Below are 25,547 nucleotides of genomic sequence, written 5' to 3'. Positions count from 1 at the left end.
GGCAGAGCGCCCCGACGGCTGAAGCGTTCGAAGAACAACAGCCGGAAAACGCTTGTATTACACTGACGTTACAACCCGCAATTAGGGATTTTCTCGGCGCCTTGCGCCGGGATTCAAGAAAAATAAACAATGCTGTGCTCGGATGGCTCTCATTAAAGCGCGGATGCTTCCCCATTCCATCCATGGACCTGCAGCGGCACCCGTGCCTGCACAGACCATTGTCCAAGCAAGGTGAAGGACATGCTTGCCGATTGGCCCATCCAAACGAAAACGGCCGCCGCCGCGGCCATCGTCGGCCTCTTCTCCGTGGTGACCGCCGCCGCCGGCTTCTACGCCCTGAACCGCACGGAGCAGGCGGTGGCGGAACTGGTGCGCACGCAGAAGGAACAGCTCGACGCCTTCGACATGCGCATCGACATCATCGCGCTGAGCCGGATGGAATATGAGCTGGGCAATGATCCCGCCCAGGCCGGGACCTTCACCGCTCAGGCGGACAAGCGGATCGCCGAGATGAACGGGCGGCTGGACTCGCTGGCCTCGCGCACTCCGCCCGAGGGGGCGTCGAAGGTCGACGCGATCCGTGCCGGGTTCCGCGGCTACGAAGCCAATGTCCATGCGATGATCGACACCGCCAAGGCGGCGGCGGCCGGCAACGACCGCGGGATGATCCTGGACGGGCTGAAGAACAGCCGCAACGGCCAGATGGCGCTGACCGACGCGGTCAAGATCTACAACGCCGACGTGACGAAGCGCACCGACGCCGCGGTGAGCGACGCGGCGAGCCTTGCCCGGACGATGGAAACCACCCTGGCCGTCGCGGCGGCGCTGGCGCTCGGCATCGGGTTGCTGGCGTCGCTCATGATCTCGCGCGCCGGGCTGGTCCTGCCGCTGCGCGCCCTGATGCTGGAGGTCCGGCGGATGGCCGGCGGTGCGCTGGACGTCCCCGTCCACGGCATCGCCCGCAAGGACGAGATCGGCGAGCTGGCGCGGTCCGTGGAGGGCTTCCGCCAGGGGCTGGTGCAGGGACGGGCGGCCCAGGCCGACGCCGACCGCAGGCGCGAGGAGGCGCTGACCGTGGCAACCCGCCGCGAAGGGCTGCTGCGCGCCTTCGACAGCGCGATCTCCGGCATCCTGCGGGGGGTATCCTCCGCCGCCACCGAACTGGAGAGCACGGCCCGCAGCATGAGCGGCATCGCCCAGCAGTCGATGCATCAGGCAACCGGCTCCGCCGCCGCGTCGGAACAGACCTCCGCCAACGTGCAGGCCGTCGCCGCCGCCACGGAGGAGATGAACGCCTCCATCGCCGAGATCGCCCGCCAGGTCGACCAGAGCACCGCCGTCGCCGGAGCGGCGATGAAGGAGGCCGAACAGACCGACGCGGTGGTCGGCGACCTGTCCCAGACCGCCCAGCGGATCGGCGAGGTGGTGCAGCTCATCAGCAACATTGCCGCGCAGACCAACCTGCTGGCGCTCAACGCCACCATCGAGGCGGCGCGTGCCGGCGAGGCGGGCAAAGGCTTCGCCGTCGTGGCGAGCGAGGTGAAGAGCCTGGCCAGCCAGACCGCCCGCGCCACCGACGAGATCGCCACCCAGATCCAGGCGATGCAGTCGGTCACCGACAGCGCGGTGCGGGCGATCCGGGGCATCGGCGTCACCATCGCCCGCATGAACGAGATCGCCACCGCCATCTCCGGCGCGATCGTCGAGCAGAACGCCACCACCGAGGAGATCAGCCGGGCGATCCAGCAGGCCTCGCATGCCACCGTCAGCGTGTCGCAGAGCCTTTCGGACCTGACAGGCGTGGCGACGCAGACCGAGACGGCCGGCGGCCAGGTGCTGTCCGCCGCGCGGGAGCTCTCGCGGCAGTCCGAAGCCATGCACCGGGAAGTGGAGGGCTTCCTGTCGCAGATCCGGGCGGGCTGAACCAGGCACCGATCCGGGCCGCGGTCAGGGGATCTTCTTTCCGGTGAACGGGTTCCACCCCAGGGACGCCAGCGACGCCCAGGCCGTGGCCCCCAGGTGGGGCCGGCGGTAATAGAGGAAGTCGTCGGTCTTGCTGTCGGGGCCGATGGCGAGGCCGGTGGTCAGGACCTGCGGACGGGTGGCGTAGAGGTAGCCGCCCGGGCTGATCTCCTTCAGCAGTTCGCCGAAAAGCCGCTCCGCGTCCGTCGGGCGGCCGACGGCGCGGTAGGCCAAGGCCGCCTGGGCGGTGCCTTCCACCCACATCCCGTCGCGGTCGTCGTTGAAGTCGAAACCGCCATCCGCGCCGTGCGCCCGCTCGGCATAGGCCAACGCCTCCCGCCATCCGGCCGGCGCCCCCGGCAGAAGCAGCGGCCAGAGCTGGGCGTCGAGGCCGGAGGTGGCGATGCTCGCCGTCACCCCGTCGGGCGTGGTGCCGATCGGGAAATGGCCGTTCCCGGCCTGCCACATGGCATCGAGGAAACCCCGCGCCTCGCGCGCGGGGGCGGCGAAGTCGCCTCCCAGCCAGCCGAACAGGGCGGCGAGGTCGGTATTGTGTTCGGTGGATTTCCAGGTCAGCGGCTGCGGCGCGTCGTCGAAGCCCTGGACGCCCCCGGTGAAGCCGCCGGGCCCGCGCGGGTCGCGGGCGTTGTCGACCACCCAGCGGGCCAATTCGGCCGCACCGTCGCGGAACCTGTCCTGCCCGGTCGCCTCGGCAAGCGTCAGCAGGGCCAGCCCGGCCCAGGCGACGTTTCCGGTGGCGGTGCCGACCTGATAGGGATCCTCGCCCCAATGGTTGCCGACGGCATCCCACCAGCCGTTGGGCGGGATCGGCCGCTGCCTCTGCGCACCGGCGCGGTAGGTGTTGCGCAGCCGGCCCTTGTAGCCGGCACGGTCGAGCGACACGGCGTCCAGCAGCGCCTCACCGATGCGCAGCGCCTGGCTCTGCCGGCCGCAGGCGGTCAGCGCCATGATCGCCAGCGCATTGTCGTAGGTGAAGGCGGCGGTCGACAGCGCCGGCTCGCTGGTCGGGCCGGGAGCGAAGGCATTGTCGTAGCTGCGCAGGAACAGCGGGCCGCGCCCGGCAACCTCGTCGACGCGGCTGGTCAGGACGCCGCAGGTCTTCTGTGCCAGGTCGGAGGCGGCCGGCGCCGCTGCGGCGGGAACCGCCGTCACGGCCGAGGCGCCAAGCAGCAACACCCCCGCCACCGCGATGCCGCGGCCCCTTCCGGACAGTTTCCTGGCCAGTCGCTTGGCCGATTGCTGGACATGGGCACGCAAGGACATCGGGACCGCCGGCGGGTTCTGACAAGAGCCAGATATGGCCCCTCTCCCGTCCGGCGGCAACCGAACGTCAGGTCAGCGGCGCCCCATCCGCCAGCCGTCGATGCTGAAGCGCCCGCCGCCGGATGCGGCCAGCGACAGGAAGCCGCCGATGATGGCGAGGTTCTTCATGAACTGGATCTGCTGCATCTTCGCCGCTTCCGGTGCCGCATCCCAGTAGCGGTGGGCGATCAGGGTGGCGGCCACGGTGAAGACGGCGACCAGCAGCGCCGCCAGGCGGGTCCAGGCCCCCAGCACCACGGCCAGGCCGCCGAACGCCTCGACCAGCGCGCCGATGGTCCCGAGCACGGCGGCGGCCGGCACGCCCTGGCTTTCCAGCCCGGAAATGAAGCCTCCCAGCGCCATCAGCTTGCCGAAGCCGCTCTGCACGAAGATGGCGCCCAGCAGCACGCGCGCCGCCAGCAGCAGGGCGTCCTGGCCGGCGCCGACGCTGCGGTCGGTCCAGCCGGCGTCGGTGGCATTGTTCATCATCTCTCTCATCCCTTTCCGGTCCCCGCCGCCGGTCCGTGCCGGCGGCATGTTGTTCAGGTCATGTGCGACGCCGCCACCGCGGCGATTATTCCATCCAACCCGGAAGGCGGCCGCCGGCACGCCGATCGATCCTGCCGTCGCGACCGCGGGGTCGGCCCGGGACAGGGTCAGGGCGTCTTCCAGAGGGTGATGATCATCACGCCGGCGACCGTCAGCGCAGCGCCGACGACCTGCAGCCAGCCCATCGGTTCCGCCAGCGCCAGATAACCGAAAACGGCGGCCGAGACCGGGCCGATGGCGCCGCTCATCGCCACCAGGTTGGGGCCGACCCGGCGCAGCGCCTCCGCCGTCATCAGGACCGGGAGGACGGTGGACGCCACCGCCATCAGCGCCGACAGCCCGTAGACCGGCATCGGCAGGTCGAGTGCCGACAGCGGCCGCAGCACCAGGAACTGCGCGATGCAGCACAGGCTGGCGGCCGTCATGGCGTAGGCGGTGAAGCGCATGGAGCCGATCCGCTGCACCACCCGGCTGCTGCCGACCAGGTAGACCGAGTAGAGGAAGGCGCCCAGGAAGACCAATCCGGCCCCGGTCATGAAGTCGGGATGGCCGGTCCCGACCTCCGACCACACCACAAGGGCGACACCGACATAGGAGACCACCAGCGCCACCACCTCGCGCAGGCCGATCCGCTTGCCGAGGAACAGTGCCGACAGGACCACCACGATGGTGGGGTAGAGGAACAACAACAGCCGCCCCATCCCCGCCGACACGTAGCGCAGGCCCAGGAAATCGCAGAAGCTGGCGGCGTAATAGCCGGTGATGCCCAGCCCGACGGTCAGCGCGAAGTCGCGCCCGCTGACCCGGCTCCGCCCGCCCCGCGTCCCCGACCAGGCTGCCATCGCCAGGAAGAACGGCAGCGAGAAGACCATGCGCAGCATGATGAGCGTCACCGGATCGACGTCGTACCGGTAGGCCAGCTTGATGATGACCGGCCGCAGCGAAAAGGCCATGACCCCGAGGACGGCGAGCGCCACGCCGGCGAACAGCCGCGCCGGCGGCAGGGACGGCTGCAGGGACGGCTGCAGAGACGGCTGATTGAGGGGGGTGGCCTCGGACGCGGCGCTCGGCTGGGACAAGGGGTGGGTCTCGTGCAGGGGCGATGGGAGGAGGGGCGCCATTGAAGCACCCCCGCCTCCCGTTGGCTTCCGTCAAGAAGGCGGGTCGCCATGCCCCCGGTCGGACCCAGGATTGCGCCATCCGCGGCACGGATGGTGAAGGGTCGAACTCACTCGGCCGGCATGGCGGCGACGGCGATCCCGCTCATCGGCGCGAAGCCGGTGAAGCAGACACGCGCCGATTGTCCGATGGCGATGGCATGGACACCGGTGAGCGCGCCGGTCGACACCCATTGTCCTGCCTTCAGCGGACGGCCGACCCGGGCGGCCGTGCCCAACGCCACCGCCAGCGCCGCGGCGATGCCGCCCGGCAGCTTGGCGGTGCTGCCGACCCCGACGCTCTGGCCGTCGATCAGCACCTCGGCCCTCAGCGCGTCGGCGCCCGCGGTGCCTCCGCCCTCGTCGTCGGTCGGGACCCGCTCGCCGACGATCAGCGCCGTGTTGTTGCCGAAGACGGAGGTCGCGGCGGTCGGGCCGAGGTCGTTGACCGGCGCCAGCGGTCCCCCCGCCACCTCGATGGCCGCGTGGACGGCGCCGATGAAGGCGCCGGCCTCGGCCGGGCTGTAATCGAGCTTGTCGGCCGGCGCATCGGCGGCGACCTGCACGGCGAACTCCGCCTCCACCGCGCCGAAGCCACCCGGGATCACGGGGAAGGAGAGGTCGCCGCCGTCGAAACGGCGGATGCCGCGGGCGAAGACCGGGCCGATGTAGCGCATGGCGCCCAGCCTCTCCTCAAGGGCCGGCGGCACGCGCGCCACCTTCCAGCCGGCGACCTCGTCACCCCACCCCGCGATCGCCGCGGCCTGGATGGCGTAGGCGGTGGCGAGGTCGGCCGGCAGGGGGCCGGGGAAGTCGGCGAGCGCGGTGGCACCACGGCGGGCATCGACGAAGCTTGCGGCGATGCCGGCGATCTCGGCATCGGTCAGGGTCGGGGCGCTGAGCCCATGGGGGTGGACAACGGTCATGGCACGGCGTCTCCGGTAGAGGGGCGGCGCGACTCCGGCCATTGTTTTCCCGTGCGATTCACGGTTCGAGTGAGTCCGCCTGAACCGGTCACACTCCAACGGGCAGGGCCGCACCAGGAAAGTGCATCGCAACATAACGGACTGCAACGTTTCCGAAAGGCGGGGTGGACTGACCGTCCGGTTCGGGGGACACTGGGCCCGCAATCTTCGCGGGAGAGCCCATGCGTCCCGACCGACCGGCCGCCGATGCCGCCACCGCAAGCCTGTTCCGCCGGATCGAGGAGCGCCGCGACGAGTTGGTGGCGCTGACGCGCGACCTGATCCGCATCCCCACCGTCAACCCGCCCGGTGATGCCTACACCGACTGCGCCGAGCTGATCGGCCGCCGGCTGGCGGCCCGCGGCTTCACCGTCGGGTATGTGCGGGCGGAAGGGGCGGCGGGCGACAGCGACCGCTATCCGCGCACCAACGTGGTGGCCCGCATCGAGGGGCCGCGGCCGGGCCCCTGTATCCACTTCAACGGCCACATCGACGTGGTGCCGGCCGGCCAGGGCTGGACCGTCGATCCCTTCGGCGGCCTGGTCAGGGACGGCCGGGTCTACGGACGCGGCGCCTGCGACATGAAGGGGGGCATCGCCGCCTCGATCATCGCGGTGGAATCGCTGCTGGACGAGGGGCGGCTGACCGCCGGCGCGCTGGAAATCTCCGGCACCGTGGATGAGGAGTCGGGCGGCTACGGCGGGGTCGGGCATCTGGCCGGGCTGGGATACTTCTCCCGGCCGCGGGTCGACCACGTCATCATCCCGGAACCGCTGAACGTCGACCGCGTCTGCGTCGGCCATCGCGGCGTCTGGTGGGCGGAGATCGAGACCAAGGGCCGCGTCGCCCACGGCTCCATGCCCTTCCTCGGCAACTGCGCGGTGCGCCACATGGGCGCCGTGCTGCACCGGATCGAGACGGAGCTGATCCCCCGCCTCGCCGCCAGGCGCACCGGCATGCCGGTGGTGCCGGAGGGGGCGCGCCAGTCCACCATCAACATCAACGCCATCCACGGCGGCCAGGCCGAGGACCACGGCGGGCTGCCGAGCCCGATGGTGCCCGACCGCTGCCGCATGGTGATCGACCGCCGCTACCTGATCGAGGAGGATCCGGAAACGGTGCGCGGCGAGATCGTCGCCATCCTGGACGACCTGCGCCGCATCCGGCCGGGCTTCGACTACGACTTGCGCGAGGTGCTGGCCTTCCTGCCGACGATGACCGACGCCGAGGCGCCGGTCGTGCAGGCGGTGGCCGCCGCCATCGAGGCGGTGTTGGGCCGGCCGGCCGAACGCGTGGTGTCCCCCGGCACCTACGACCAGAAGCATGTGGTGCGCGTCGGCCAGTTGAAGGATTGCATCGCCTACGGCCCCGGCATCCTCGACCTCGCCCACCAGCCCGACGAATGGGTCGGCATCGACGACATGGTCCATTCGGCACAGGTGATGGCGCTGGCGACCCTGGATCTGCTCGGCCGCCCCTCCCGCGCCTCCGCCACATGACGGCGCCTTGCGACGGCGACGCCCTGCTCCCGGCCGCGCCGCGGCTCGCCACCAGCCGGCTGGTGCTGCAGCCGCTGGCCATCGCCGACGCCGCGGCCATCCAGCGGCTGTTCCCGCGGTGGGAGATCGTGCGCCACCTGAACGACCGTGTCCCCTGGCCCTACCCGCCCGACGGCGCGCTCGGCTATGTCCGGGACGTGGCGCTGCCGGCCGCGGCCCGTGGCGAGGAATGGCACTGGACCTTGCGCCTGCGCGAGGCTCCGGACGACGTGATCGGCGCGATCAGCCTGATGCTGGAGGAGGACAACAACCGGGGATTCTGGCTCGGGCTGCCCTGGCAGGGCCGCGGGCTGATGGCCGAGGCCGCCGAGGCGGTCACCGGCTTCTGGTTCGAGACGCTGGGGCGGCCGGTCCTGCGCGTGCCCAAGGCGGTGGCGAACCGTGCCTCCAGCCGCCTGTCGGAGCGCATGGGCATGCGGCTCGTCGGCATCGAGATGCGCGACTATGTTGCCGGTCGGCTTGAGACGGAACTGTGGGAGATCACCCGGGAAGACTGGCGGGCGCGTCAGGCCGGCACCGGCTCGCCCGCTTCCCGCCGGCCGAGCAACTGCTCCACCTCCTCCACCGGCACGGGACGGCTGAACAGGAAGCCCTGGTAGCTTTCGCAGGACAGGTCGCGCAGCAGCCTGAGCTGCTCCTGCGTCTCGACCCCTTCGGCGATCACCGACAGTCCCAGGCTGCGGCCAAGCCCGACGATGGCGCGGGGGACCGAGGAGTCGCTGGCGCCGGTGGACAGGTCGTGGATGAAGGAGCGGTCGATCTTCAGCTTGTCGATCGGCAGCCGGTGCAGGTAGCTGAGGCTGGAATAGCCGGTGCCGAAATCGTCCAACGCGATCAGCACGCCACGCCGCTTCAGCGCCGTCAGCGTTGCCGCCGCCGCCTCGACGTCGCCGATCAGCGTGCCTTCCGTCACCTCGATCTCCAGCTCCGGCCCGCTCAGCCCGTTGATGTCGAGCGCATGGGCGACCTTCAGCGGCAACTGGCCGTCGCGGAACTGGGCGCCGGAAACGTTGACCGCCACCGGGACCGACAGGCTGAATCTCGACTTCCAGCGCCGGATCTGGGCGCAGGCCTCGCCCAGCACCCAGTCGCCCATCGCCAGCACCAGGCCGCTCTCCTCGGCCACCGGCAGGAAGCGGCCGGGCATGATCAGCCCCTCCTCCGGATGGCGCCAGCGGACCAGCGCCTCGAATCCGACGATCCGCCCCGACAGGGTATCGACTTGGGGCTGGTAGACCAGGAAAAGCTGGCCCTCTTGGATGGCCCGGCGCAGGTTGCCCTCCAGGTCGAGCCGCTCCCGCGACCTGGCACCCATCTCCCGCGTGACGAAACGGAAGCTGTTCCGGCCATGCTCCTTGGCGTGATACATCGCGATGTCGGCACAGCGGATCAGGCCCTCCGGATCCTCGGCATCGTCGGGATAGAGGCTGATGCCGATGCTGGGCGTCACCACGAAGTTCCGGCCACCGACGGCGAAGGGGCTGGCCAGGTGGGCCACCACCTTCCCGGCGATGCGGGCCACATCGTCCGGCACGGCCATCCGGCGGGCGACGATCAGGAACTCGTCACCTCCCAGCCGCCCGACCGTATCGCAGTCGCGCAAGCCGGCCTGGAGCCGCTGCGCCACCGACCGCAGCACCTCGTCGCCGAAGGAATGGCCCAGGCTGTCGTTGATCACCTTGAAGCGGTCCAGGTCGATGAACAGCACCGCCACCCTGCCGCCGTCGCGCCGCGCCTCGCGCAGGGCCTGGGCCAGGCGGTCGAACAGCAGGACGCGGTTCGGCAGCCCGGTCAGCGCGTCGAAATGGGCAAGGTACTGGATATGCTGCTCCGCCCGCCGCTTCTCGCCGGTATCCTCGGCGAAGGCCAGCACGAACTTCAGGTCGCCGCCGACGGTGACCGGCTGGAAATGCAGGCTGAAATGGCTGCGCCGCCCGCCGATCAGCAGCGGCTGGTCGGTTTCCAGCCGCCCGCTTTCGCCCTGGAGCGCCGCGTCCAGCGCGAAGACGGCCGCCTGGTCGGCCAAGCGCAGCCGGGCATCGACGCCCAGCAGGTCGCCGCGCTCCATGCCCGCAGCGGCGGCGAAGGCGGGATTGCAATCGGTCACCGTGCCGTCCACGCCGATCAGCGCGATGCCCAGCGGTGCCTGGGTGAAAAGCCGGCTGCGCTCGGCCTCCTGGAGGCGCAGCGAGGCGGTCATCTGCTGCGCCATGGCCAGGGCGCGCGTATGTGTCGCCATCATCACGCGCAGCATCGCCGCCAATGCCAGGCTGAGCACCAGCCCGCCCGCCAGCACCGCCGGCGGCATCCAGCCCGCCGCCGGGGAGGCCGCGGGCAGGTCCACATAGCGGACGGTCCAGGCCCGGCCGCCGACCGGCAGCTCCCGCGTGATGGCGATGGCGGCGGACGACGCCGGCTGCCTGGCGGTGGGAAGCTGGGGACTGCGGTACAGCGGGAAATCCCCCGCGGTCGGCGGTGCGTCGTAGAGTTCGATCCCGATGTCCGGGCGCCGATCCTCCAGCAGCCGCCCCATCAGCGGGCCGATGCGCACCGGGGTCAGCGCGACGCCGGTGAAGGCAGCCCGCCGGGCCTCGACGGACGGCGGCTGGGGGTCGCCACGGTAGGTCGCCTGATAGACGATGAAGGCGGATTTCACCCCGGCCGCCTCGTCGATCTTCAGCGTGACGGCCGGGGTCGCCGACGGCTCGCCACTGTCGCGCGCCTGCTCGATGGCGGCCCGCCGGACTTTGTCCGACATCATGTCGAAGCCGAGCGCGCGGACGTTGGCTTCGTTCACCGGCGCCGCGAAAACATTCACCAGCCGCTCGGCCCCGTCGCCCGCCCGGTCGCCGCCCCGGTCCGGCCAGATGCGGAAATCCGACAGGCCGACGGCCCGCATCGACGCCACGAGGTCGCCGGAGCCGCCGGGCGGAACGGCACGGGCATAGGCGACGGCGGTCATGCCCGGATGGCGGCCAGGCGCGTCCAGCGCTTCCACGAAGCGGCTCCAGTCGCGCCAACCCAGCGCCGGGAAGGCCATAACCAGGGACGCGGCGGCGCGCGTGACCTGTTCGTACAGCCTCACCCGCTCCGCCAACCGGCTGTGCAATTCCTCCGCCCGGTCCGAGAAGCGGTGAACCTCCTCGGCATGCAGCCATCGCCTGCTCTGGTCCCATGCCAGCACCGACAGCCCCGCCCCGACGGCGAGGACAAGCACCGTCAGGACGAGGGTCGTGGGCGGCCGGAAATGGCGGCGTGACGGCCGGGGGCCGGGGGGGTGGTCGCCGTGAAGGCCGGACTGCGAAGCCGGCGCGCTGCCTGCGGCAGGATCGGCGGCCGGCCCGTCCATCAGAACTCCTCGAGGATCTTGGGGCTGCTTTTCAGAAGCCGTTCGATCATGCCCAGGATCTGCTCGATCTTCGTCCGCGTGGCGTCGAGCTCGTCGGCGGTCTTGTCGTCGATGCCGGCCTCCATCAGCATCGTGTCGAAGCTGTGCAGCGTCTCGTTGAAGGCCTTCTGCTCCGCTACCAGCACGTCGAAGGCGCCGAGCGAGGCGGTGAGGGCCAGGGGCGGATCGCTGATGAAGGAATGGCTGATGTCGGTGAAGATGGCGATGGCGGTCAGCTTCTGCCGGGTCACCCATTGCGGGAAATTGGGGGGCAGCTCCTTGCCCGCGGCGTCGAGCTTTTCCTGGATGGAGAAGACCAGCCCCTGGATGTCGAGGTAGGCGGCACGGATTTCACGGAAGCGCGGGAAGGTCCGGGGCTTTCCCGCGGCGCGTTGCCGGCCCAGGTTGGCGATATCCTCGGTGAGCTTGCGCGCCATCCGAAGCACGACATCCGTCACCCTGGCCATCCCTCGCCTCCGCTCACCGCCGGCCCCGTCATGTGCCGCTGCCCGCTCCGCCGCCATACCACCCCCGGGCAGCGCGGACCCCTTCAGCTTACATCAAAATCGCCTCCAATCCTAAGCATTACCGGACGCGCCTGCCAGGGTGCGCACCGCCGCGATGCCGCCCGCCGGCCGGCGGGGGCATGTGGCCCGTCTTGTGGGGAGCAAGTGCCAGGGGCCCCCGGAGGCCCGCGGTCAGGTCGCTGCGAAGCTGCGGATCGCGTCCGCGATCAGGCCGCTGAGCGCCAGGGCATTGGACGGGTGCGGTACGCCGTCGCAGGACAGGGGCCGGCCCAGCCCTTCGTCGAGGAAACGCTGGGCGACCGCGTCGCCGAACAGCGCATGGACGCCATAGACCCGCACCCCCTCCGCCCCCTGCGCCAGCGCCGCCCGCGCGCAGGAGAAGATGGTTTCGCCGGAGCTGATGACGTCGTCGACGATCACCGCCGGCCGTCCGGCCAGGCGAGAATCCGCCGGCAGCGTCACCGTGACGTCGCGATCGCCGCGCCGTTCCTTGCGCCCGACGATGGCGGCGAGGCCCAGCGGACCGGCCACCGCCTCCACCAGCGGCGCGGACTCCTCGTCTGGGCCGATGATCACGGTACCGGGCGCCACGCCCTGCCGGCGCAGATGGTCGGCGATCGGCGCGGCACCGCTCAGCGAGACGGACGGACGGCCGACGAAAACCTCGTCCAGGGTATGGGTGCGGTGCAGATGCGGCTCGACGCAGACGAACCGGTCGAAACAGCGCCCCAGCCAGTCTCCGACAACCGCCTGGCTGACCGGCTCGCCCGGGCGGAAGATCGCGTCCTGGCGCATGTAGGCCATGTAGGGCGCCACCAGGCACAGGTCGGTCGCCCCCTGCCGGCGCAGCACCGACGCGGCGAGCGTCAGTTCCACCAGCTTGTCGTTCGGACGGTCGAGCGACCGGTAGACGATGGCGCGCTCCACCGGCTCCGGCAGCCTGACCAGGCTCTCGCCGTCCGGAAAACGGTGCAGCTCGGCGATATGGCAGGGGATGCCCAGCGCCTCGGCCAGCCGGCGCGCCGCCGCCTCGGAATCCGGAAAGCCGTAGACTCCGGTGTAGTTGCCCGTATCGCGGGCCATGACCCTTCCCCCTGCACCAGTTAGGATGGCGGCAAGCTTGGCGCAGGCTTGGCGGGCGGGTCAATGACGCCGAACGGTCGAGGGCTGCCGGGACGGCTCGCCGTGTCGGCCTATGCCTCCGTGCGCTTGTCGTCCTCCGCCTCGTCGGCTTCGGAGGCGCTGGGATCGACCGGGATGCTTTCGGCCCGGCGCGTCATCCACTGGAACGTGCCGAGCCCGACCACCAGCAGGGTGACGACCGCCAGCAGGATGGCCGGATAGACGATCTCGGAGATCTCCGAGGTTCTCGCCTCGAACACCAGGACCAGCCCTTCCAGGCTCGAGGCGACGATGATCGTGGTCAGGAACTTGGTCAGGGTCCGGCGCGCCTCGTCGGCGCGGCGCAGCTCGCGGTCGCGGGCGATCTCCTCCTCGTAGAGGTACTTGGCGATCTCGAACACGGCGATCGCCAGCACGATCATCCCGACCCCGTCGAGCATCGCCGACGTCAGGGTCGCGGCGTTCAGCGCCACGACCCCCTCCACCACCGTCAGCGCCGACAGCCCGATGAACAGCAGGGAGAACAGGGTCAGCGTCACCGCCGCCAGCCGGTACATCCCTCGCGCCGCCGATTGGAACATTGCCGTCGAACTCCCGTCTGCCGTCTTTCCCATGACATGCAACAACGCACGGCACGGGGTATCGGCTCCGCTCAAGCCCGTGCATGCATCGACGCTGCCGGAGAACCTCTTTAGAGTGGCGCACCCAACCGGCCCCCTGTGGCGCGAAATTTGGTTTGACGTGACGCGCACAATGGTTTGACGTCGGTCAACGGGCTTGCTGTGGCCAACCTAGGGTTTGGTCGATCGCCTCGGGCTCATTCGATTGAAGGGCGGCGTCCATCAAATCGCGGGCGTGCTGCACCACCGCGCTATAGGTGCCGGCGACCGCAGCGGCCAGGGCGATGCCGTCCTGCGGGGCCGGCAGCGGGAGCCTGCTATTGTCCATGGCGATCCAGCCTTGGGCGTAGCTGTCAGGCCAGTCGAGCGCGCCGGCCAGCACAAGAGCCGCAGTGGTGGCCATGCCCCCCAGGTCCGTGCGCGTCAGGACATCCGTCCCGAAGGTCTTACCGCCGTGTGTCACGCCAAGCGCCAAGCGGCGGTCCCGCTCCACATTGATCGCGTCCACCTTGGCTCCCTGGCGTGCCGCCAGATTGGCCGCCAGCACATCGGCCGGCAGAGGCACCACCTTGCGCGGCATGGTGATGCTCTTGGCGTCCTCATCGACCAGGGGCGCCCGATCAGGATCGGCGACGATCTGGTGGGTGAGCGCCGACGGGAGCTCGACAGCCTCTTCGGTTGTCAGCCAGTACCCGCAACCGATCATCCCCAGAGCGGGGTCAGTCCAGCCGAGATCGACCAAGGACTCTGGAAGCAAACCCATGAGCGCCGGGGGAAGATCTTCCGGGCCGCTGACGACGGCGAGGGTTTCGAGGTTGATCTTGCAGTAAGCCATTACCTGACCCTCCGGAACATTACAAAGAACACAGCGGCGGAGCCGCCGTAGTTCGGTGTAGACCCAATTCCCCTAGATGCCCCACCGCCGGGGAAGGTGCCGCTATACTGCGCGGTGGGACTATATGATCGGTTAATGCGTGCGCTTCCATCAATACTTGGTCCGATAAGGTTTCCCGTGAGTGAGTAGATATCAGCCGGCCCATTACTCTCCTGAAAGCCAGGAAAATTGACGTCTCCCCCAACACCTGCGGGTTGAACTACGTAGATATTGGTGGCTGCATCATTCAGCGACATTCCGTCAACCGACACAGTTGTTCCAATCGTTCCAGTAATACTCTGACCCGGAGTGACTGATTTACCCACTCGCTGCGACACGGGGCTTGATGCTCCGTAAACGGCGCCCCCGTTGATAGCTGATACGCCCGCACCCACCGCGATGATGTCGATCACGTCTATGTAGGCTGGCACAAGCCAGTTAAATGCGCCTGCCGCCGTGATGTAGTCCATCCCTGCGAATTGCAGCGTTCCGGGCGCATCGCGCCGTGTGCGCTGAAGCCCTTGTCCGAGGAAACCCATCACACCGCCTCCGTCACGTACCAGAAGAAGAAGATACCGCCGTTGGCTCCTGCAGAATTGAAACTGGCGTATCTTGCCCCAGCACCTGGAAGTTCTGGTGGTCCCCCTGAACGGCCTTTGAAGCTGGGGTGAATATATGGGCCGCCGGAGTCGTTGAAAGTTGCAGCGGGGTCAGTTACGATCCAGGCTGGGGAAGGCAGGCCGCCTCCGTTACCATTAAACGTCATGCCTCCGTTAAGATTGATATCCCCACCGTAGGCGGCGCCTCCAAGGCCATATGTGGTGCAGCCTAGACCGCCCTCCGCCGTCATGCCATCTACCGTGGTAGAACCCGCTTTCACATCTGGTTCAGTTTGTGCGGCACTACCTTGCCCAATTGTTCCCGGAATGATCTGACCCGGAACAACTGCCTTATTCCTGCGTATGGCCATGCCACCAGCCGATCCACCACGACCGCCCCAGCATCCACCGCCGCCGCCGACTGCAATAATATCGCAGCTATCCACCCCGGCAGGGACGGGGCAGCTAATCGTGCCGGTAAGTGAAGTGCTGCAAAAGAAAGTGCTACCGACAAAGCGTCGGCGCACACTCAGTCTGCTTCCGAGAGGATCACGAATACTCATGGCTCACCTCACGCGGGCTTGGTCAGGTCGTACCAGCCGAGGTCCACCTCACAGGAGGCGGTCAGCGTGGCCCACGAGCCGATGCCGAGCACGTCACCCGCCTCGAAGTCCATTCCAGCGATGCTGGCGATGCTTTGGGGAACCGGGGCGGTGGTGGCGTTGATCGTGGTCGCACCGACATACTGAGCAGCGATCAGGTGCCAGATGTTCGCGGCTTCGCCGGCCTTGCGTTTGAGGACGCATACGACGGCGGCCGTATTTGTGGCGAGCGGAGTGATCCGACACCACCCGCCTTGACCACCGGCCGCGCCGATGGTCCCGAGCGTGGTCACGCCCGTTGGAGTATTGCCGGCGGTGTTTGCCATTACTCCAGGGGGTAGCGTAATCGTGAAGCTCCGCGGCGCACCCGCAAAAACAGGGGAAGTGTTCGTAGCCATTATCTAGTCCTTTACTTGCCGAGATAGGGGATATTGACGCCGCCGCCGATTGCCATCAGCATTGCGAAGTCAAAGCCGCCGGCAGCACCGGCCGAGCCGTCGAGGCGCCAATAGCTGCCGTCATAGGTCGCCTCGTATTTCGTGCCGGCCACCACCTCGCCGCCGGTCAGCACGGCGCCGGCAGCGGTGCGCACGGCTGTTGCCGCTGTCGTGCCGACGGTCAGGATCAGGCCCGCGGTGTTCGTGTAGCCGGCGATGAATTCGATCGAGGGATGGCCCGTCAGAGCCGCCAGCGGGCCGGAAAGAGTCTGCGCATTTGCGGTCCCCGCAGAGGTGCCGTACCAGACGGACCCAGCGCCAGCCGCTCCCGCCGGGCCAGTTGCACCGGTTGGTCCCTGCACGCCGCTTTGGCTGACGTTCCAACTCGCCAGAGTGCCGGACCCGCCGGTGAGGGTGCAGTTGAATGTGATGCTGGTGCCGGCGATCGCCGTGATGGGGCCGTACATCCAGTTTGCGGCGTTGGCCGTACTCGCTACCAGAATGTTGGCGCCGACACCGAGGCCGAGGCCGACCGCGGTCACAAGCGTCTTGGACCCGGTGCCGATCGCTAAGCTGGTGGTGGAGGTCGAAACGATGGTGGGCGCGGGACCGGTCGGGCCGGTATTGCCGATATCACCCTTGTCGCCCGTCCGCGCAAAGCCGAGTGCAAGCCGATCACCCGCCACAAAGCCGCCAGGGCCGGCTACATAAGCCACCGACACTTTGCGATAGCCCGTCGCCGTCGCAATCCCGGTAACATTGACGTCGACATAGCGGCTGCTGTTCCCAACCGTGACCAGCCGGAGCCGGCCTTTGGTCGCCGACGTGCTGGCGGCATAGCCGGCGAGCACATTGGTCGCATCGCCGCCATCCGCATTGGTGACGCTGACATAGAGGGTGTAGTTGCCGGCGGTCAGGCTGGCGATGGAGGCTCGCACCTCTCCAGCCCCTGGATCAGCATCGGCCGTGCCGGCATCCCAATTCAGGGAGAGTGTGGACTGCGACGCCGCGATTGTGTTCACCGCCTCCTGCGCCTGTTGCGCCGTTTGACCGACATACTGTGCAGCTACCCCAACCGCTTCCAGCGCTGCCGGAAAGTTCTCCTCGTGGCCAGCGCGGCTGCCGTCCACAGCCTCATCGAAGCCCCCAAGATTGTCCGGCCCGACAGGATCGCTGTTCCAGTACCCATTCACCAACTTCTGGACTGCATCGGCCCAACCAATCGTCATCCCACCATCTCCTCAACCTTCAGCGACGCCCGCCACAGATCGTTGGCGACTTGGCGCCGGGTCACGCTCTCGGCCAAAAAGCCCACGTATGCCTCACGCCAGACGTGGCGGGTCTTCTTAGGCTCCGGGATCACGGCAACCGGGCCGACCTTGTCCAAGCGCATGCTCAGATCCTGGAAGGCGGCGGCCTCGTCGTCCGTCAGATCCTCGAAGGTGAGCGTCTGCACGCGCTGGGGGCGTTGATAGGCGACGATCCGTCCGCCACCAGGAGTGACGTCCAGCTTGGATCGGGATTGCGGTGTGATATCGCGGCCCCAGTCGAACCCCCACTCAGGCACCAGCGCGGCGGCGAGGAAGAGGTGACCGAGGTCGAACGGGTCGCCGCCATTGTCGATTTCAATCCGCGTCACGGCCGGCCGGCAGCGCGGCGGCAGGTCAATGATGGGCACCGCATAGCCGGCCATGTCGCGAGCGCTGGGACGTCCCATCCACCAGTTGCGTGCCGACCAGTCGAGGCTCTTACGCTGCCATGCCCGGCCGAGTGCACGTCGCCAGACCGGTGCCGGCGCCCCCGGCGCCAGAACCTGCGCGTTGTTGTCGAGGGCATAGGTGATCCTCACCCGGACATCCCGCCGCAGGGTGGTGCCCGACACCATCAGGGCGGTAACCGGATCGCGCGCCGGCGTCACGATGTCGAGCGTGGCAATGCCGCTCGACGTCCAACGCGCCACGTCCTCGATCACGGTCGGCATCAGCACGTCGTCCAGATGCACCCAACCGTTGCCGCGCAACGTCCCTTCAAGGGCCAAATTGCGGTCGAGGATACGGCACAGGGCGCCGCGATCTTGCCCGCTCATCCGAACAACTCCAACTCGATCAGGTGGTCATCAGGGGCGGCCGGCCGCTTGCCCCACACGGCCCAGCTTCCCGTCAACCCTTCCAACGGGTAGGACAGGGCAACCTCCTGGCCGTGGGCGAGGTCGAGCAGCGGGTCCGTCATCTCCGTCGCAACGCGCAGCAACTGCCGGGGACTGCCGTCGGGGCGCGGACCGAACAGGGCGAGCAGTTGCGCCGCCAAAGCCTCGGCGTCGGCCTCCGACCGCAGGGCCGTGTCGATGGTGATCTCGCGCGCCTGGTCACCCCAGAGGGTCTTGACCGCTTGCGACTTGGCGACTGCCGACCGCCATTCCTCGGCCAACCGTGTTTCGGCGGCGGTGCCGATCACCACGGCGGCCAAGTCATTGCGGGCAAAGGTGCGGTAGATGCGGCCCCAGCGAACCGTCACCTTCCAAACCGGCTGCGCGATCGTGGCGTCGGCGACCGACAGCTCCTTGATCTTGCGCTCCGACAACGACAGCACCGGCGCTCCCAGCGGGGCGGCCAAGGTGCCGACTTGCCATTGGCCGGTGGCGTCCGGCAGCACCCACGCGGCGGCCGAGGCGGCGATCGGGTCCCAAGCCTCACGGTAGCTCGACGGCTGCTCCAGCCACACTCCGACCTTGGCGGGAGCTGCCCACGCCGCCAGGCTGGCGCCGATACGGGTGCCGTGGCCGCGACGCGTCAGCAACCACCGCAGGATCGACGGTGCGGTGTCGCCGGCGGCAGCCGCACCGCGCAGGCCGAAAGTCGGCTGCGCTCCCAAGGTCCCGCCGATCCTGCAGTACCCGCGGACAAGGTCGGTCACGTACTGCGTCGACGTCAGCGCCGCGGTGTCGAAGGCACTACCGGTGCGATCCGACAATGCCGTCAACTGAGCATTCCCGCCCCGATCCCAGATGGCCGTTACCGCCGCCATAGGACCCGCATCTGCGCCATCGTGGAGTTGCGCTACGCTGGCGGGCTGGTTGACCCACACACCGGGGACATGGGCATCGGTCAGGTCACCCAAGGCGATCGGCTTGGTCTGCCCCTTGATGCCGCCCACCTCGCCCTCATAGCCGGTGGCGCCGCTGTTCGTGCCGGCATAGGTGGCATCCAGGATCGCGTCCTCCAGGTCGGCGCGGGCATCCAGGATCGGGATCGACACCCGGCCGGCCTGGTCGCCGCTGCCGATCTCCCAGCGCAGCGGGCCGGGACGGGCGGCGGCAATCTGCCGCCAGGCGACCAGCGGCCGGCCGGAGACGCCACGCCAGACGCGCACGGCCACCGGCCGGCAGTCACGCAGATAGCTCAACGCCCCGTCGGCATTGCTGACCGTCAGGTTGCCCGTCCCGATGGAACCGCCCAAGGTGCTGGGGTCGGACAGCGCGCGAGTCTGATAGCTCGGCACCTCGACCAGCCTGTTACGGTACTTCTGGTTCGGCCGGTCCGGGTCGGATGCAGGCATCGGCCGGACCGCGCCGCGCGACAGGTGCAGCGTCTCCGCAACACCCGATGGGCGCTGGTAGTCGAACTCGGCAATCCAGGCGATTTCCTCGGTCATGCGGCCCGCCGTTCCAGCAGCGTGACTAGGTCGCGCGTGACGCGGCGGCTATCTGCCAGTTCGCGCAGGATGGCTCCGGACAAGCCGATCATGGTGTCGAGCCGGTCGGCGATCATGCTGCCGATCTCCAGCACGGCGCCCGTCGTGCCGCCGACCGCAGCCACCACAGGCACCAGGTCGACCGACGCGGCGGACGAGCCGGGCAGGACGGCATGGATGCCCAACCGCCCGCCGACATTGGCCAGCGGCATGATCGCTTCCGGCCCGGCTTCCCCGAGTTCCCGGAACCGGGTCGGGCGGTGGTAGACACCCTGGCCCAATGCGGCGGCGCCGGTGGCGTACTGCTCGATGCTCCAGTTACCGTCGGGGTGCTGGATCCAACGATAATTGTGGCCCGCCTCTCCCAAGTAGGTGCCCGGTCCGCTGTTGCTCGCCGGCACGCTGGGACCGGCCGACGAGGCACCGGAGGCAAGCCGCCCGTCGATCGAAGCCAGATAGTCACGCTGCTTCTCGGCGACGCCCAACGCGCGGGTGGCGGTGTCGACCTGATCGCTGGCCCGTCCGGCGATCGTGGTCTGCAGGGACAGCACCTTCTGCTCGCGCGCCTCGTACTCCGGCTGACTGGCATAGTAGGACCGGGCCTGCTCCAGGTACGGGCGCCACAACGAACCAAACTCATCCGCTGCCGAGGACCGGTCGTTGTCGTTGGCCGCCGTCAGGACGCGGTTGTATGCGTCGTTCATCTGGCTTTCAGCGAAGTCGAGTTTTGCCTTCGTGCCCAGCGTCGACAGGCTGTTGTCCATCTGTAGGGAGTTGATGGCGGAGCGCGCCTGGTCGCGAATGCGGGTCCAACTGGTGACGATCGCAGTCTGCGTCGAGATCTCCGCTTCCGCCTTTGTCTTCTCCGCTTCCGTCACCGCCGTGGCCGCCGCCGCACTGTCGGCCCATGCCGCCGTCAGCAGGTTGATCGTCGAACGGTGCTGGTCGGCCGTGATGGTGCCGGCCGACAACTGCCCATCCAGCGCGACCAGGGCGGATCGCATCTGGCCGGCCGTGGCCTCGCCACGTCCTGCGGCGTCGACCAGGGCGGCAAAGGTCGGGCGCAGGGCAGCCGCGACGGCATCGGACAGTCCAGCCTCCGCAAAGCGCGTGGTGAGGTCCGGCCGCCAGGTCGGGTCGATGGCCTGCTCAACGGCGATCCGCCCCTGGCGCTGGGCCGACAGCACGGCCTGCGCCGTAGTCCAGGCGGCGGTGAGGCTCGTGACCAGGTTGGTGTACTGCTCGGCCGACACCGTGCCGTCCATCAGCGCCGTATCGACCTGCGACAATGCCGCCTTCAATTGCGCCATGGACAATGTGCCGGTTCGGGCGGACTGCTCGACGCTGTCGAAGGTGGTCACCAGCCCCTTCACGGCCGAGGTCGTCGGGTCCAGACCAAGGGACGTCCGGAACCGGTCGGCTATGGCCAACGTCGCAGTAGGATCGGTCAAAGCCGATACCGCCGCCATACCCTGCCGCTGCACAAGCTGGACGGAGCTGGTGTAATCGTCCGTCAGCTTCTGGGTATAGCGGGCGATCAGCGACGCCTGTTCCTCGGCGGTGTAGCCGAGCGATGCCAAGGCCGGCCGGAATGCCTCGACGTTGATCTCCGCTTGCTTCGAGACGGCGGCAAGGCCGGTCAGCGATTGCGCCGCGGGGGTGATCCCCATCAGCGCCTCGATGCCGCGCCGCGCCGCCACCGTCAGTTCATCTTCGGTCGCCAAGCCCAACTCGGCGGCCTTAGTCCTCCAGTCGGTAATATTCGTCTTGATCTGGTCGCCGAGGGTCTTCGCCTGTTCCGTGAACGTTTTAAGCTGATTGCTGACAGGATCCATCGACGCATTCATCGCGTCGATCTGGTTCCGGAAGGTGGACGCGAACTGAAGGTCGTTCGCCAAGTCCTCGGCATTTGTGGCCTTGGTGTTCTTCAGGGCTGTACGGACATCGCCGGACACACCGGAGACGGCGCCAGACTGGTCGAGGCGCTGGATGGTCCACTTGATCAGGCCGGCAATCGCCGCTTCCTGCGACCCGTACTCCTGGCGACCACCACTGCCGTCCCGCGGATCGACGTACCACTTGCCGCCCTGCTGGAACCAGCGCACGGCGGCAAGGTCAGTCTGTCGGGTGGACGCAGCAAACTGAGCACCGATGCCGCTGATGATGGTGTTGACCGACGTGGCGATGCCCTGCGCCACCGATTGGATGCCCGAGGCGTCGGCCCCATTGTCGGCGAGGGCGGTGTCGGCCGACACACCGGTTCGCGAGTAGTGCAGCTCAGCGGAGCTGTTGGGACCGACCGACATTTTCTGCGTGCCCAGCAGGCCGCCCAGTAAGCCGCCGCCGCCGCCGATCAGTGCGCCGAGCAACGTGCCGACACCGGGGAAGATGAACGTACCGGCCAGTGCGCCCGCAGCGGCGCCGCTGGCGGCACCCGCCGCGCCGCCCACAACTTTGCTGTTGCTGTTCGTTCCAAGCCAGCCGCCCAGCAGCCCGCCCACTCCGGCGCCGATGCCAGCGGTGCCCAGCACGCTGCCCAGCGTGGCGCCCGCCGTCCCGGCCGCACCGCTGGCGGTGCCGCTGTAGCTGGCATTAAGCGCCGCCGTGTTGCCGGCATTCACGACGCCATTGGCGGCGTTGAGGCTGCCGGCCTGCACCGCGCCCGTCGCTTGCCCGATGATCGGGTTGGCCGTCGCGATGACCGTGGAGCCTCCGCCGACCGACGACATCGACACCGCCGATCCCCACAGCGGCGTGTCCATGCCCGCGGACAACCCGACCTTGTCCATCGCCCAACCGGCGCCTTTGGACAGCGCCGTGTTGGTCAGCGCGCCGGATACGCCGCCGGAGGACTGCTGCTGGCCGCCGAATGCCGACCAGATCGACGGCGCATTGCCACCGGTCACCAGGTTCTTCGCCGGGTTGAGGATCGCCAGTTGCAGCGCCGCCTGCACCACCTCGGAGATGACGGCTTTGGCGATCGATCCCCAACTGATGGTGCTGGCCGTGCCCTGCGCGAAGGCTTCGGTGATGGCGCTGCCGATCCGGTCGAATGCACGCTCGCCGAGCTGCCCCAGCTCGTCCCAGATGCCCCGCTGCTGGGCGATCTCCTCTCGCAGCTTGATCGCCGTCTCATGCTTGCGCAGCAGGGCAGCGATCTCGTCCTCGGTCGCGTTGGGAAACTGGCGGCGGATGTCCAGCTCGGCCCGCGCCAGCTCCAGGGTGCGGGTGCGGATGGTCTCCCCTTCTCCCTGCAGCGATAGCTCGCGCTGCAGCAGGGCGATGTCGTCGTCGGCGTCGTGGAGCGAGCGGCGGTAGGTCTGCCGTTCCTGCCACTTGGCCAGTTCGGCCGTCTTGACGCCGATCGCCTTGGCCCGCTCGCCGTCGACCGCAACGCCCTCTTTCTCGACCTGTGCCGCAACTTGGTTTGCCGCCGTCGCATCGGCGACGGCCCGCACGCCACGGCCTTCGGCATCGGCCAGCGACTGCGCCGCCTGGATCTGGAGATCCATGTCGCGGTCCCACTGCGCAGCCGCCAGCTTGCGCCGCGCCGCGTCTTCCTCGGTCAGGCGCTTCGCCAGGTCGCCGTGGGCGCCGGCGCCGACCTTCAGCGTCTCGTTCTCGATCTGCTGCTTCAGGGTGGTGACGGCGACGGCAGCGCCACCCCGCTCGGTGGCGGCGGCCATCTCCAGTAGCTGGCGCGCCTGCCGGCTGGACGCGGTCGCGGCCTCGCCGGCTTGGCCGGCCAGCCCCGCCATGTTCTCCCGCAGCTTGCCGGCCCGATAGCTGGCCGCGTCGGCCTGGACGATCACACCATCGCGCAGCGCCTCGGCCACCTGCAGGTCGGCCCGAGCCGCCGCCACGGTCGCAGGGCTGCCGCTCGCCTGTGCCTGCGCCAGTTTGGTTGCCGCCGCTGCCGCCTCGTTGGCTAGGCGCACCTGCTCGGCACTGTCGGCATTGCGCTTCCTACGCCATGCCGACGTCAGGTCGGCGCTCTCGTCATCGGTCAGCGGACGCCCTTTGTCCTGCGCGGCTTTGTCGAGGGTGGAATAGAGGTCACGCCATTTCGGACTGACCCCCACCGTGGCCGTGGCGCGGTTCAAGTCCGCGATCGCGGCGGCGACCACGCTGCTTTTCTCGGCTAGCTGGTCGAGCATGAAGCTGGCGTCGGCGGCCGTGATGCCGAGCTTTTTCAGCTCCGCAGGCGGCAGGGCCAGCACGCGCGTCAGAACATCGGTTTGTGTGCGCAGTTCGACTTCGGATTTCGTGAGCAGACCGGCCCTGGTCACGACCAGGTCGAGGCCGCCGGCGACGTCGGCCAGCTTGGGCGCAAGCTCGTCGACCACGGTGCGCCCGCCGGTCGTGGCGCTGCCCCACATTTGCGCCCAGCCGTCCTTGGCGTCGCCGAGCTTGCCTTCCAACTGGCGGATCTTGGCCAGCACCTTGTCTATCTCGCCCTCGACGCCCGCCAGCTCCTTGTCGGTCATCTCGACGTTGCGCCGGGCATAGACCCCGCCGGCGCCAGATGCATAGCGTGACCGGGCCGCTTCCAACTCCTGGCGCTGCGCCAGAAGCTTGTCGAGTTGGATGCGCTCGACCGCGAGATCGCCTTCCGTCGACCGCCGCTGCGCCCAGGACAGGCCACGATCGGCGAGGTTGATGCCGGCGGTGCCGGCATTGACCAGATTGGTCCATCCGTCGACCAGCAGCTTGCCACCGTTGGCCAGGAACCGGTTGCGGGCGTTCTCCATCCGCTGATAGGCCGCCTCGACCGAGCCCGACGCGCGCTCCGCCTCGCCGGCATAGCCCTTCAGCGCCTTCAGCAGCGTGTCGCGGAACATCTCCGACGTGACGCGGCCCTCGGTAACCAGCTTGCGGAAACCACCGGTCGGTTGCCCGGCCGCCTTGTCGAGGTCGAGCAGCAGCCCCGGCAGTGGTTCCGTGACCTGGTTCAGTTCCTCCATGTGGAGTGTTGGTGACGCCAGGGCCTGCGACAGGCCATACATGACGTCACCCATCCGGCCGGCATCCGCAGCGTATTTGACTTGCGCATTTGCCAAGCCTTCGGTGAGGCCGCGCGCCTGGTCCATGCTGACGAGGCCGGATCGCTGCAGGTTGAGCAACCGGGTGTAGCTGTCGCTAAGGACCGACGTGCTCTGCCCAAGGCGATCAGCCGTCCGCGATAGCCATTCCTGGTTCTCGGCGAGGGCGTCGCCGCTGCCGACCAAGCCGGCAAGGCGGCGCTCCATCTGCTGGGAGGCTGCAGCGGCATTGATGAAAGCTGCTCCGATGTCCAGCACCCGGTCGACTGCCAGGGCTGCCACCATCGTCCGCAGACCGGTCGCCACGGTGCCAAGCGTGCCCGCAAATCCTGAGGCGCCCTTCGCGGCCTGCTCCGTCGCACCACCATAACCGCGTGCGGCATTGGCGGCCCCGGCGATGGCATCGGCGGCATTGCGATGGGGCGAGACACTGGCGGCGGCAGCCTGTTGCAGGGCGCGGGCGCGCACGGAGGCTTCGCCCATGTCCGCCGACAATCCCTGCGTCGCGCGGCGCTGCGCTTCGAGCGGCACGACTGGGGCGCCGGCGTCGCCGACCCTACGAAGGGCACTGCCGGTGTCATTCGCAGCGGCCTCGGCTGCCTTGCCCAACCGGTCCAGTTCATCGCGCGCCACGCGGATGCCGCCGACGAGGCCGCCGGCGTCGGCGACGAACTGAAAGGCGACCTTCATGGTGTTGGACACGGGGAGCCATCGCAAAAGAAAAGCGTGATGGTCATTTTCGACCATCACGCCTCTCCATACGCCCCCCCGAGTTGCCGCCGGATATGGCGTGACCGACCACCTGTGGGCGGATTTCGGCGCTTCCACTCGGCCGTCCATATGCGGGCGGCCTCGGCCTCTGCAGCCTGTAACAGGGTCAGCGTTTCCCGGCTCCACGGCACCCCGTAGCCGTCCGCCAATGCCCGCACCTGCCCCCAGTCCAGCCCCATCGGCGGCCCGCCCAAGGGCGGATAGCGCCAGACCCGCTCGGCCGCAACGAAGAGTTCAAACACGGGCCAGACACCCGACCAGACCCGCACCACTTCCGGCACCGGCGCGGGCGACCGCTCCTCGATGTCGGATGCCGCCGGCTGGCCGGTCAACTCCTCCCAGTCGGACGCGGTCGGCCGG

At 68.8% G+C, this 25,547-nt stretch carries 20 protein-coding genes; 3 read left to right on the top strand and 17 right to left on the bottom strand.

Going from position 1 to position 25,547, the window contains the following annotated elements; all coding sequences use genetic code 11:
* Positions 1-240 precede the first annotated feature (240 nt).
* A complete protein-coding gene (locus tag J2850_RS20090) occupies positions 241-1,923 on the top strand; it encodes a methyl-accepting chemotaxis protein (RefSeq protein ID WP_209985296.1) in 1,683 nt (560 codons plus the stop codon).
* Positions 1,924-1,947: 24 nt separating this feature from the next.
* On the opposite strand, the gene J2850_RS20085 is transcribed toward J2850_RS20090, so the two are convergent.
* From J2850_RS20085 to J2850_RS20070, 4 genes are all read right to left on the bottom strand, one after another.
* The gene (locus J2850_RS20085; protein ID WP_209985294.1) at positions 1,948-3,246 is read right to left on the bottom strand and encodes a hypothetical protein; all 1,299 of its coding nucleotides are present in this window, start codon (positions 3,244-3,246) and stop codon (positions 1,948-1,950) included.
* Positions 3,247-3,318: 72 nt separating this feature from the next.
* Positions 3,319-3,774, bottom strand: a complete 456-nt coding sequence (locus J2850_RS20080; protein ID WP_209985291.1) for a DoxX family protein — start codon at positions 3,772-3,774, stop codon at positions 3,319-3,321.
* Between the two features lie 167 nt (positions 3,775-3,941).
* Complete coding sequence (locus tag J2850_RS20075; RefSeq protein WP_209985288.1) at positions 3,942-4,955, bottom strand: DMT family transporter; 1,014 nt, start codon at positions 4,953-4,955, stop codon at positions 3,942-3,944.
* Between the two features lie 107 nt (positions 4,956-5,062).
* Positions 5,063-5,917, bottom strand: coding sequence for a 2-keto-4-pentenoate hydratase (locus tag J2850_RS20070; protein WP_209985285.1), 855 nt, complete (start codon positions 5,915-5,917; stop codon positions 5,063-5,065).
* A gap of 221 nt (positions 5,918-6,138) precedes the next feature.
* Here J2850_RS20070 and J2850_RS20065 point away from each other — a divergent pair, with 221 nt between their 5' ends.
* Positions 6,139-7,455 (top strand): acetylornithine deacetylase/succinyl-diaminopimelate desuccinylase family protein, encoded by a 1,317-nt coding sequence (locus tag J2850_RS20065; protein ID WP_209985281.1) that lies wholly within the window; start codon positions 6,139-6,141, stop codon positions 7,453-7,455.
* Entirely contained in the window at positions 7,452-8,114 is a 663-nt protein-coding gene (locus J2850_RS20060) for a GNAT family N-acetyltransferase (RefSeq protein ID WP_209985278.1), read from the top strand. Before J2850_RS20065 ends, J2850_RS20060 begins: the two co-directional genes overlap by 4 nt.
* On the opposite strand, the gene J2850_RS20055 is transcribed toward J2850_RS20060, so the two are convergent.
* From J2850_RS20055 to J2850_RS20000, 13 genes are all read right to left on the bottom strand, one after another.
* Positions 8,021-10,864 (bottom strand): bifunctional diguanylate cyclase/phosphodiesterase, encoded by a 2,844-nt coding sequence (locus J2850_RS20055; protein WP_209985276.1) that lies wholly within the window; start codon positions 10,862-10,864, stop codon positions 8,021-8,023. The genes J2850_RS20060 and J2850_RS20055 overlap by 94 nt on opposite strands.
* Entirely contained in the window at positions 10,864-11,370 is a 507-nt protein-coding gene (locus J2850_RS20050; RefSeq protein ID WP_209985273.1) for a hypothetical protein, read from the bottom strand. Before J2850_RS20050 ends, J2850_RS20055 begins: the two co-directional genes overlap by 1 nt.
* Before the next feature lie 231 nt (positions 11,371-11,601).
* The gene (locus tag J2850_RS20045) at positions 11,602-12,513 is read right to left on the bottom strand and encodes a ribose-phosphate diphosphokinase (protein WP_209985270.1); all 912 of its coding nucleotides are present in this window, start codon (positions 12,511-12,513) and stop codon (positions 11,602-11,604) included.
* Positions 12,514-12,623: 110 nt separating this feature from the next.
* Positions 12,624-13,133 carry a hypothetical protein gene (locus tag J2850_RS20040; RefSeq protein WP_209985268.1) on the bottom strand — a complete coding sequence of 170 codons (510 nt, stop codon included), beginning with the start codon at positions 13,131-13,133 and terminating at the stop codon, positions 12,624-12,626.
* A gap of 187 nt (positions 13,134-13,320) precedes the next feature.
* Entirely contained in the window at positions 13,321-14,007 is a 687-nt protein-coding gene (locus tag J2850_RS20035) for a DUF4376 domain-containing protein (protein WP_209985264.1), read from the bottom strand.
* Entirely contained in the window at positions 14,007-14,585 is a 579-nt protein-coding gene (locus J2850_RS20030; protein WP_209985262.1) for a hypothetical protein, read from the bottom strand. The genes J2850_RS20035 and J2850_RS20030 overlap by 1 nt, the downstream gene beginning before the upstream one ends.
* On the bottom strand, positions 14,585-15,208 hold the full coding sequence (locus J2850_RS32355) for a glycine-rich domain-containing protein (protein ID WP_370878955.1): 624 nt from the start codon (positions 15,206-15,208) through the stop codon (positions 14,585-14,587). The genes J2850_RS20030 and J2850_RS32355 overlap by 1 nt, the downstream gene beginning before the upstream one ends.
* A gap of 8 nt (positions 15,209-15,216) precedes the next feature.
* Positions 15,217-15,573 carry a hypothetical protein gene (locus J2850_RS20025; RefSeq protein WP_209985259.1) on the bottom strand — a complete coding sequence of 119 codons (357 nt, stop codon included), beginning with the start codon at positions 15,571-15,573 and terminating at the stop codon, positions 15,217-15,219.
* Positions 15,574-15,656: 83 nt separating this feature from the next.
* Complete coding sequence (locus J2850_RS20020; RefSeq protein ID WP_209985256.1) at positions 15,657-16,913, bottom strand: hypothetical protein; 1,257 nt, start codon at positions 16,911-16,913, stop codon at positions 15,657-15,659.
* The gene (locus J2850_RS20015; RefSeq protein ID WP_209985254.1) at positions 16,910-17,770 is read right to left on the bottom strand and encodes a hypothetical protein; all 861 of its coding nucleotides are present in this window, start codon (positions 17,768-17,770) and stop codon (positions 16,910-16,912) included. Before J2850_RS20015 ends, J2850_RS20020 begins: the two co-directional genes overlap by 4 nt.
* Positions 17,767-19,335: a hypothetical protein gene (locus tag J2850_RS20010; RefSeq protein WP_209985251.1), complete on the bottom strand. Its 1,569-nt coding sequence runs from the start codon at positions 19,333-19,335 to the stop codon at positions 17,767-17,769. The genes J2850_RS20015 and J2850_RS20010 overlap by 4 nt, the downstream gene beginning before the upstream one ends.
* Complete coding sequence (locus tag J2850_RS20005; RefSeq protein WP_209985248.1) at positions 19,332-25,163, bottom strand: tape measure protein; 5,832 nt, start codon at positions 25,161-25,163, stop codon at positions 19,332-19,334. Before J2850_RS20005 ends, J2850_RS20010 begins: the two co-directional genes overlap by 4 nt.
* Entirely contained in the window at positions 25,163-25,519 is a 357-nt protein-coding gene (locus tag J2850_RS20000; protein WP_209985246.1) for a DUF1799 domain-containing protein, read from the bottom strand. The genes J2850_RS20005 and J2850_RS20000 overlap by 1 nt, the downstream gene beginning before the upstream one ends.
* Between the last annotated feature and the right edge of the window lie 28 nt (positions 25,520-25,547).

It is taken from the genome of Azospirillum picis, from assembly GCF_017876115.1.
GTDB lineage: Bacteria > Pseudomonadota > Alphaproteobacteria > Azospirillales > Azospirillaceae > Azospirillum > Azospirillum picis.
The sequence above is the reverse complement of the archived record's forward strand: the minus strand, read 5'-3'. Positions and strand labels throughout refer to the sequence as shown.

Bases quoted from the DNA above. Each gene is read 5' to 3' on its own strand.
- J2850_RS20080 (WP_209985291.1), bottom strand. From the start codon at position 3,774: ATGATGAACAATGCCACCGACGCCGGCTGGACCGACCGCAGCGTCGGC.
- J2850_RS20045 (WP_209985270.1), bottom strand. From the start codon at position 12,513: ATGGCCCGCGATACGGGCAACTACACCGGAGTCTACGGCTTTCCGGAT.
- J2850_RS20030 (WP_209985262.1), bottom strand. From the start codon at position 14,585: ATGGGTTTCCTCGGACAAGGGCTTCAGCGCACACGGCGCGATGCGCCC.
- J2850_RS20060 (WP_209985278.1), top strand. From the start codon at position 7,452: ATGACGGCGCCTTGCGACGGCGACGCCCTGCTCCCGGCCGCGCCGCGG.
- J2850_RS20085 (WP_209985294.1), bottom strand. From the start codon at position 3,246: ATGTCCTTGCGTGCCCATGTCCAGCAATCGGCCAAGCGACTGGCCAGG.
- J2850_RS20025 (WP_209985259.1), bottom strand. From the start codon at position 15,573: ATGGCAAACACCGCCGGCAATACTCCAACGGGCGTGACCACGCTCGGG.
- J2850_RS32355 (WP_370878955.1), bottom strand. From the start codon at position 15,208: ATGAGTATTCGTGATCCTCTCGGAAGCAGACTGAGTGTGCGCCGACGC.
- J2850_RS20055 (WP_209985276.1), bottom strand. From the start codon at position 10,864: ATGGACGGGCCGGCCGCCGATCCTGCCGCAGGCAGCGCGCCGGCTTCG.
- J2850_RS20075 (WP_209985288.1), bottom strand. From the start codon at position 4,955: ATGGCGCCCCTCCTCCCATCGCCCCTGCACGAGACCCACCCCTTGTCC.
- J2850_RS20015 (WP_209985254.1), bottom strand. From the start codon at position 17,770: ATGAGCGGGCAAGATCGCGGCGCCCTGTGCCGTATCCTCGACCGCAAT.
- J2850_RS20040 (WP_209985268.1), bottom strand. From the start codon at position 13,133: ATGTTCCAATCGGCGGCGCGAGGGATGTACCGGCTGGCGGCGGTGACG.
- J2850_RS20035 (WP_209985264.1), bottom strand. From the start codon at position 14,007: ATGGCTTACTGCAAGATCAACCTCGAAACCCTCGCCGTCGTCAGCGGC.
- J2850_RS20065 (WP_209985281.1), top strand. From the start codon at position 6,139: ATGCGTCCCGACCGACCGGCCGCCGATGCCGCCACCGCAAGCCTGTTC.
- J2850_RS20090 (WP_209985296.1), top strand. From the start codon at position 241: ATGCTTGCCGATTGGCCCATCCAAACGAAAACGGCCGCCGCCGCGGCC.
- J2850_RS20005 (WP_209985248.1), bottom strand. From the start codon at position 25,163: ATGGTCGAAAATGACCATCACGCTTTTCTTTTGCGATGGCTCCCCGTG.
- J2850_RS20020 (WP_209985256.1), bottom strand. From the start codon at position 16,913: ATGACGATTGGTTGGGCCGATGCAGTCCAGAAGTTGGTGAATGGGTAC.
- J2850_RS20070 (WP_209985285.1), bottom strand. From the start codon at position 5,917: ATGACCGTTGTCCACCCCCATGGGCTCAGCGCCCCGACCCTGACCGAT.
- J2850_RS20010 (WP_209985251.1), bottom strand. From the start codon at position 19,335: ATGACCGAGGAAATCGCCTGGATTGCCGAGTTCGACTACCAGCGCCCA.
- J2850_RS20050 (WP_209985273.1), bottom strand. From the start codon at position 11,370: ATGGCCAGGGTGACGGATGTCGTGCTTCGGATGGCGCGCAAGCTCACC.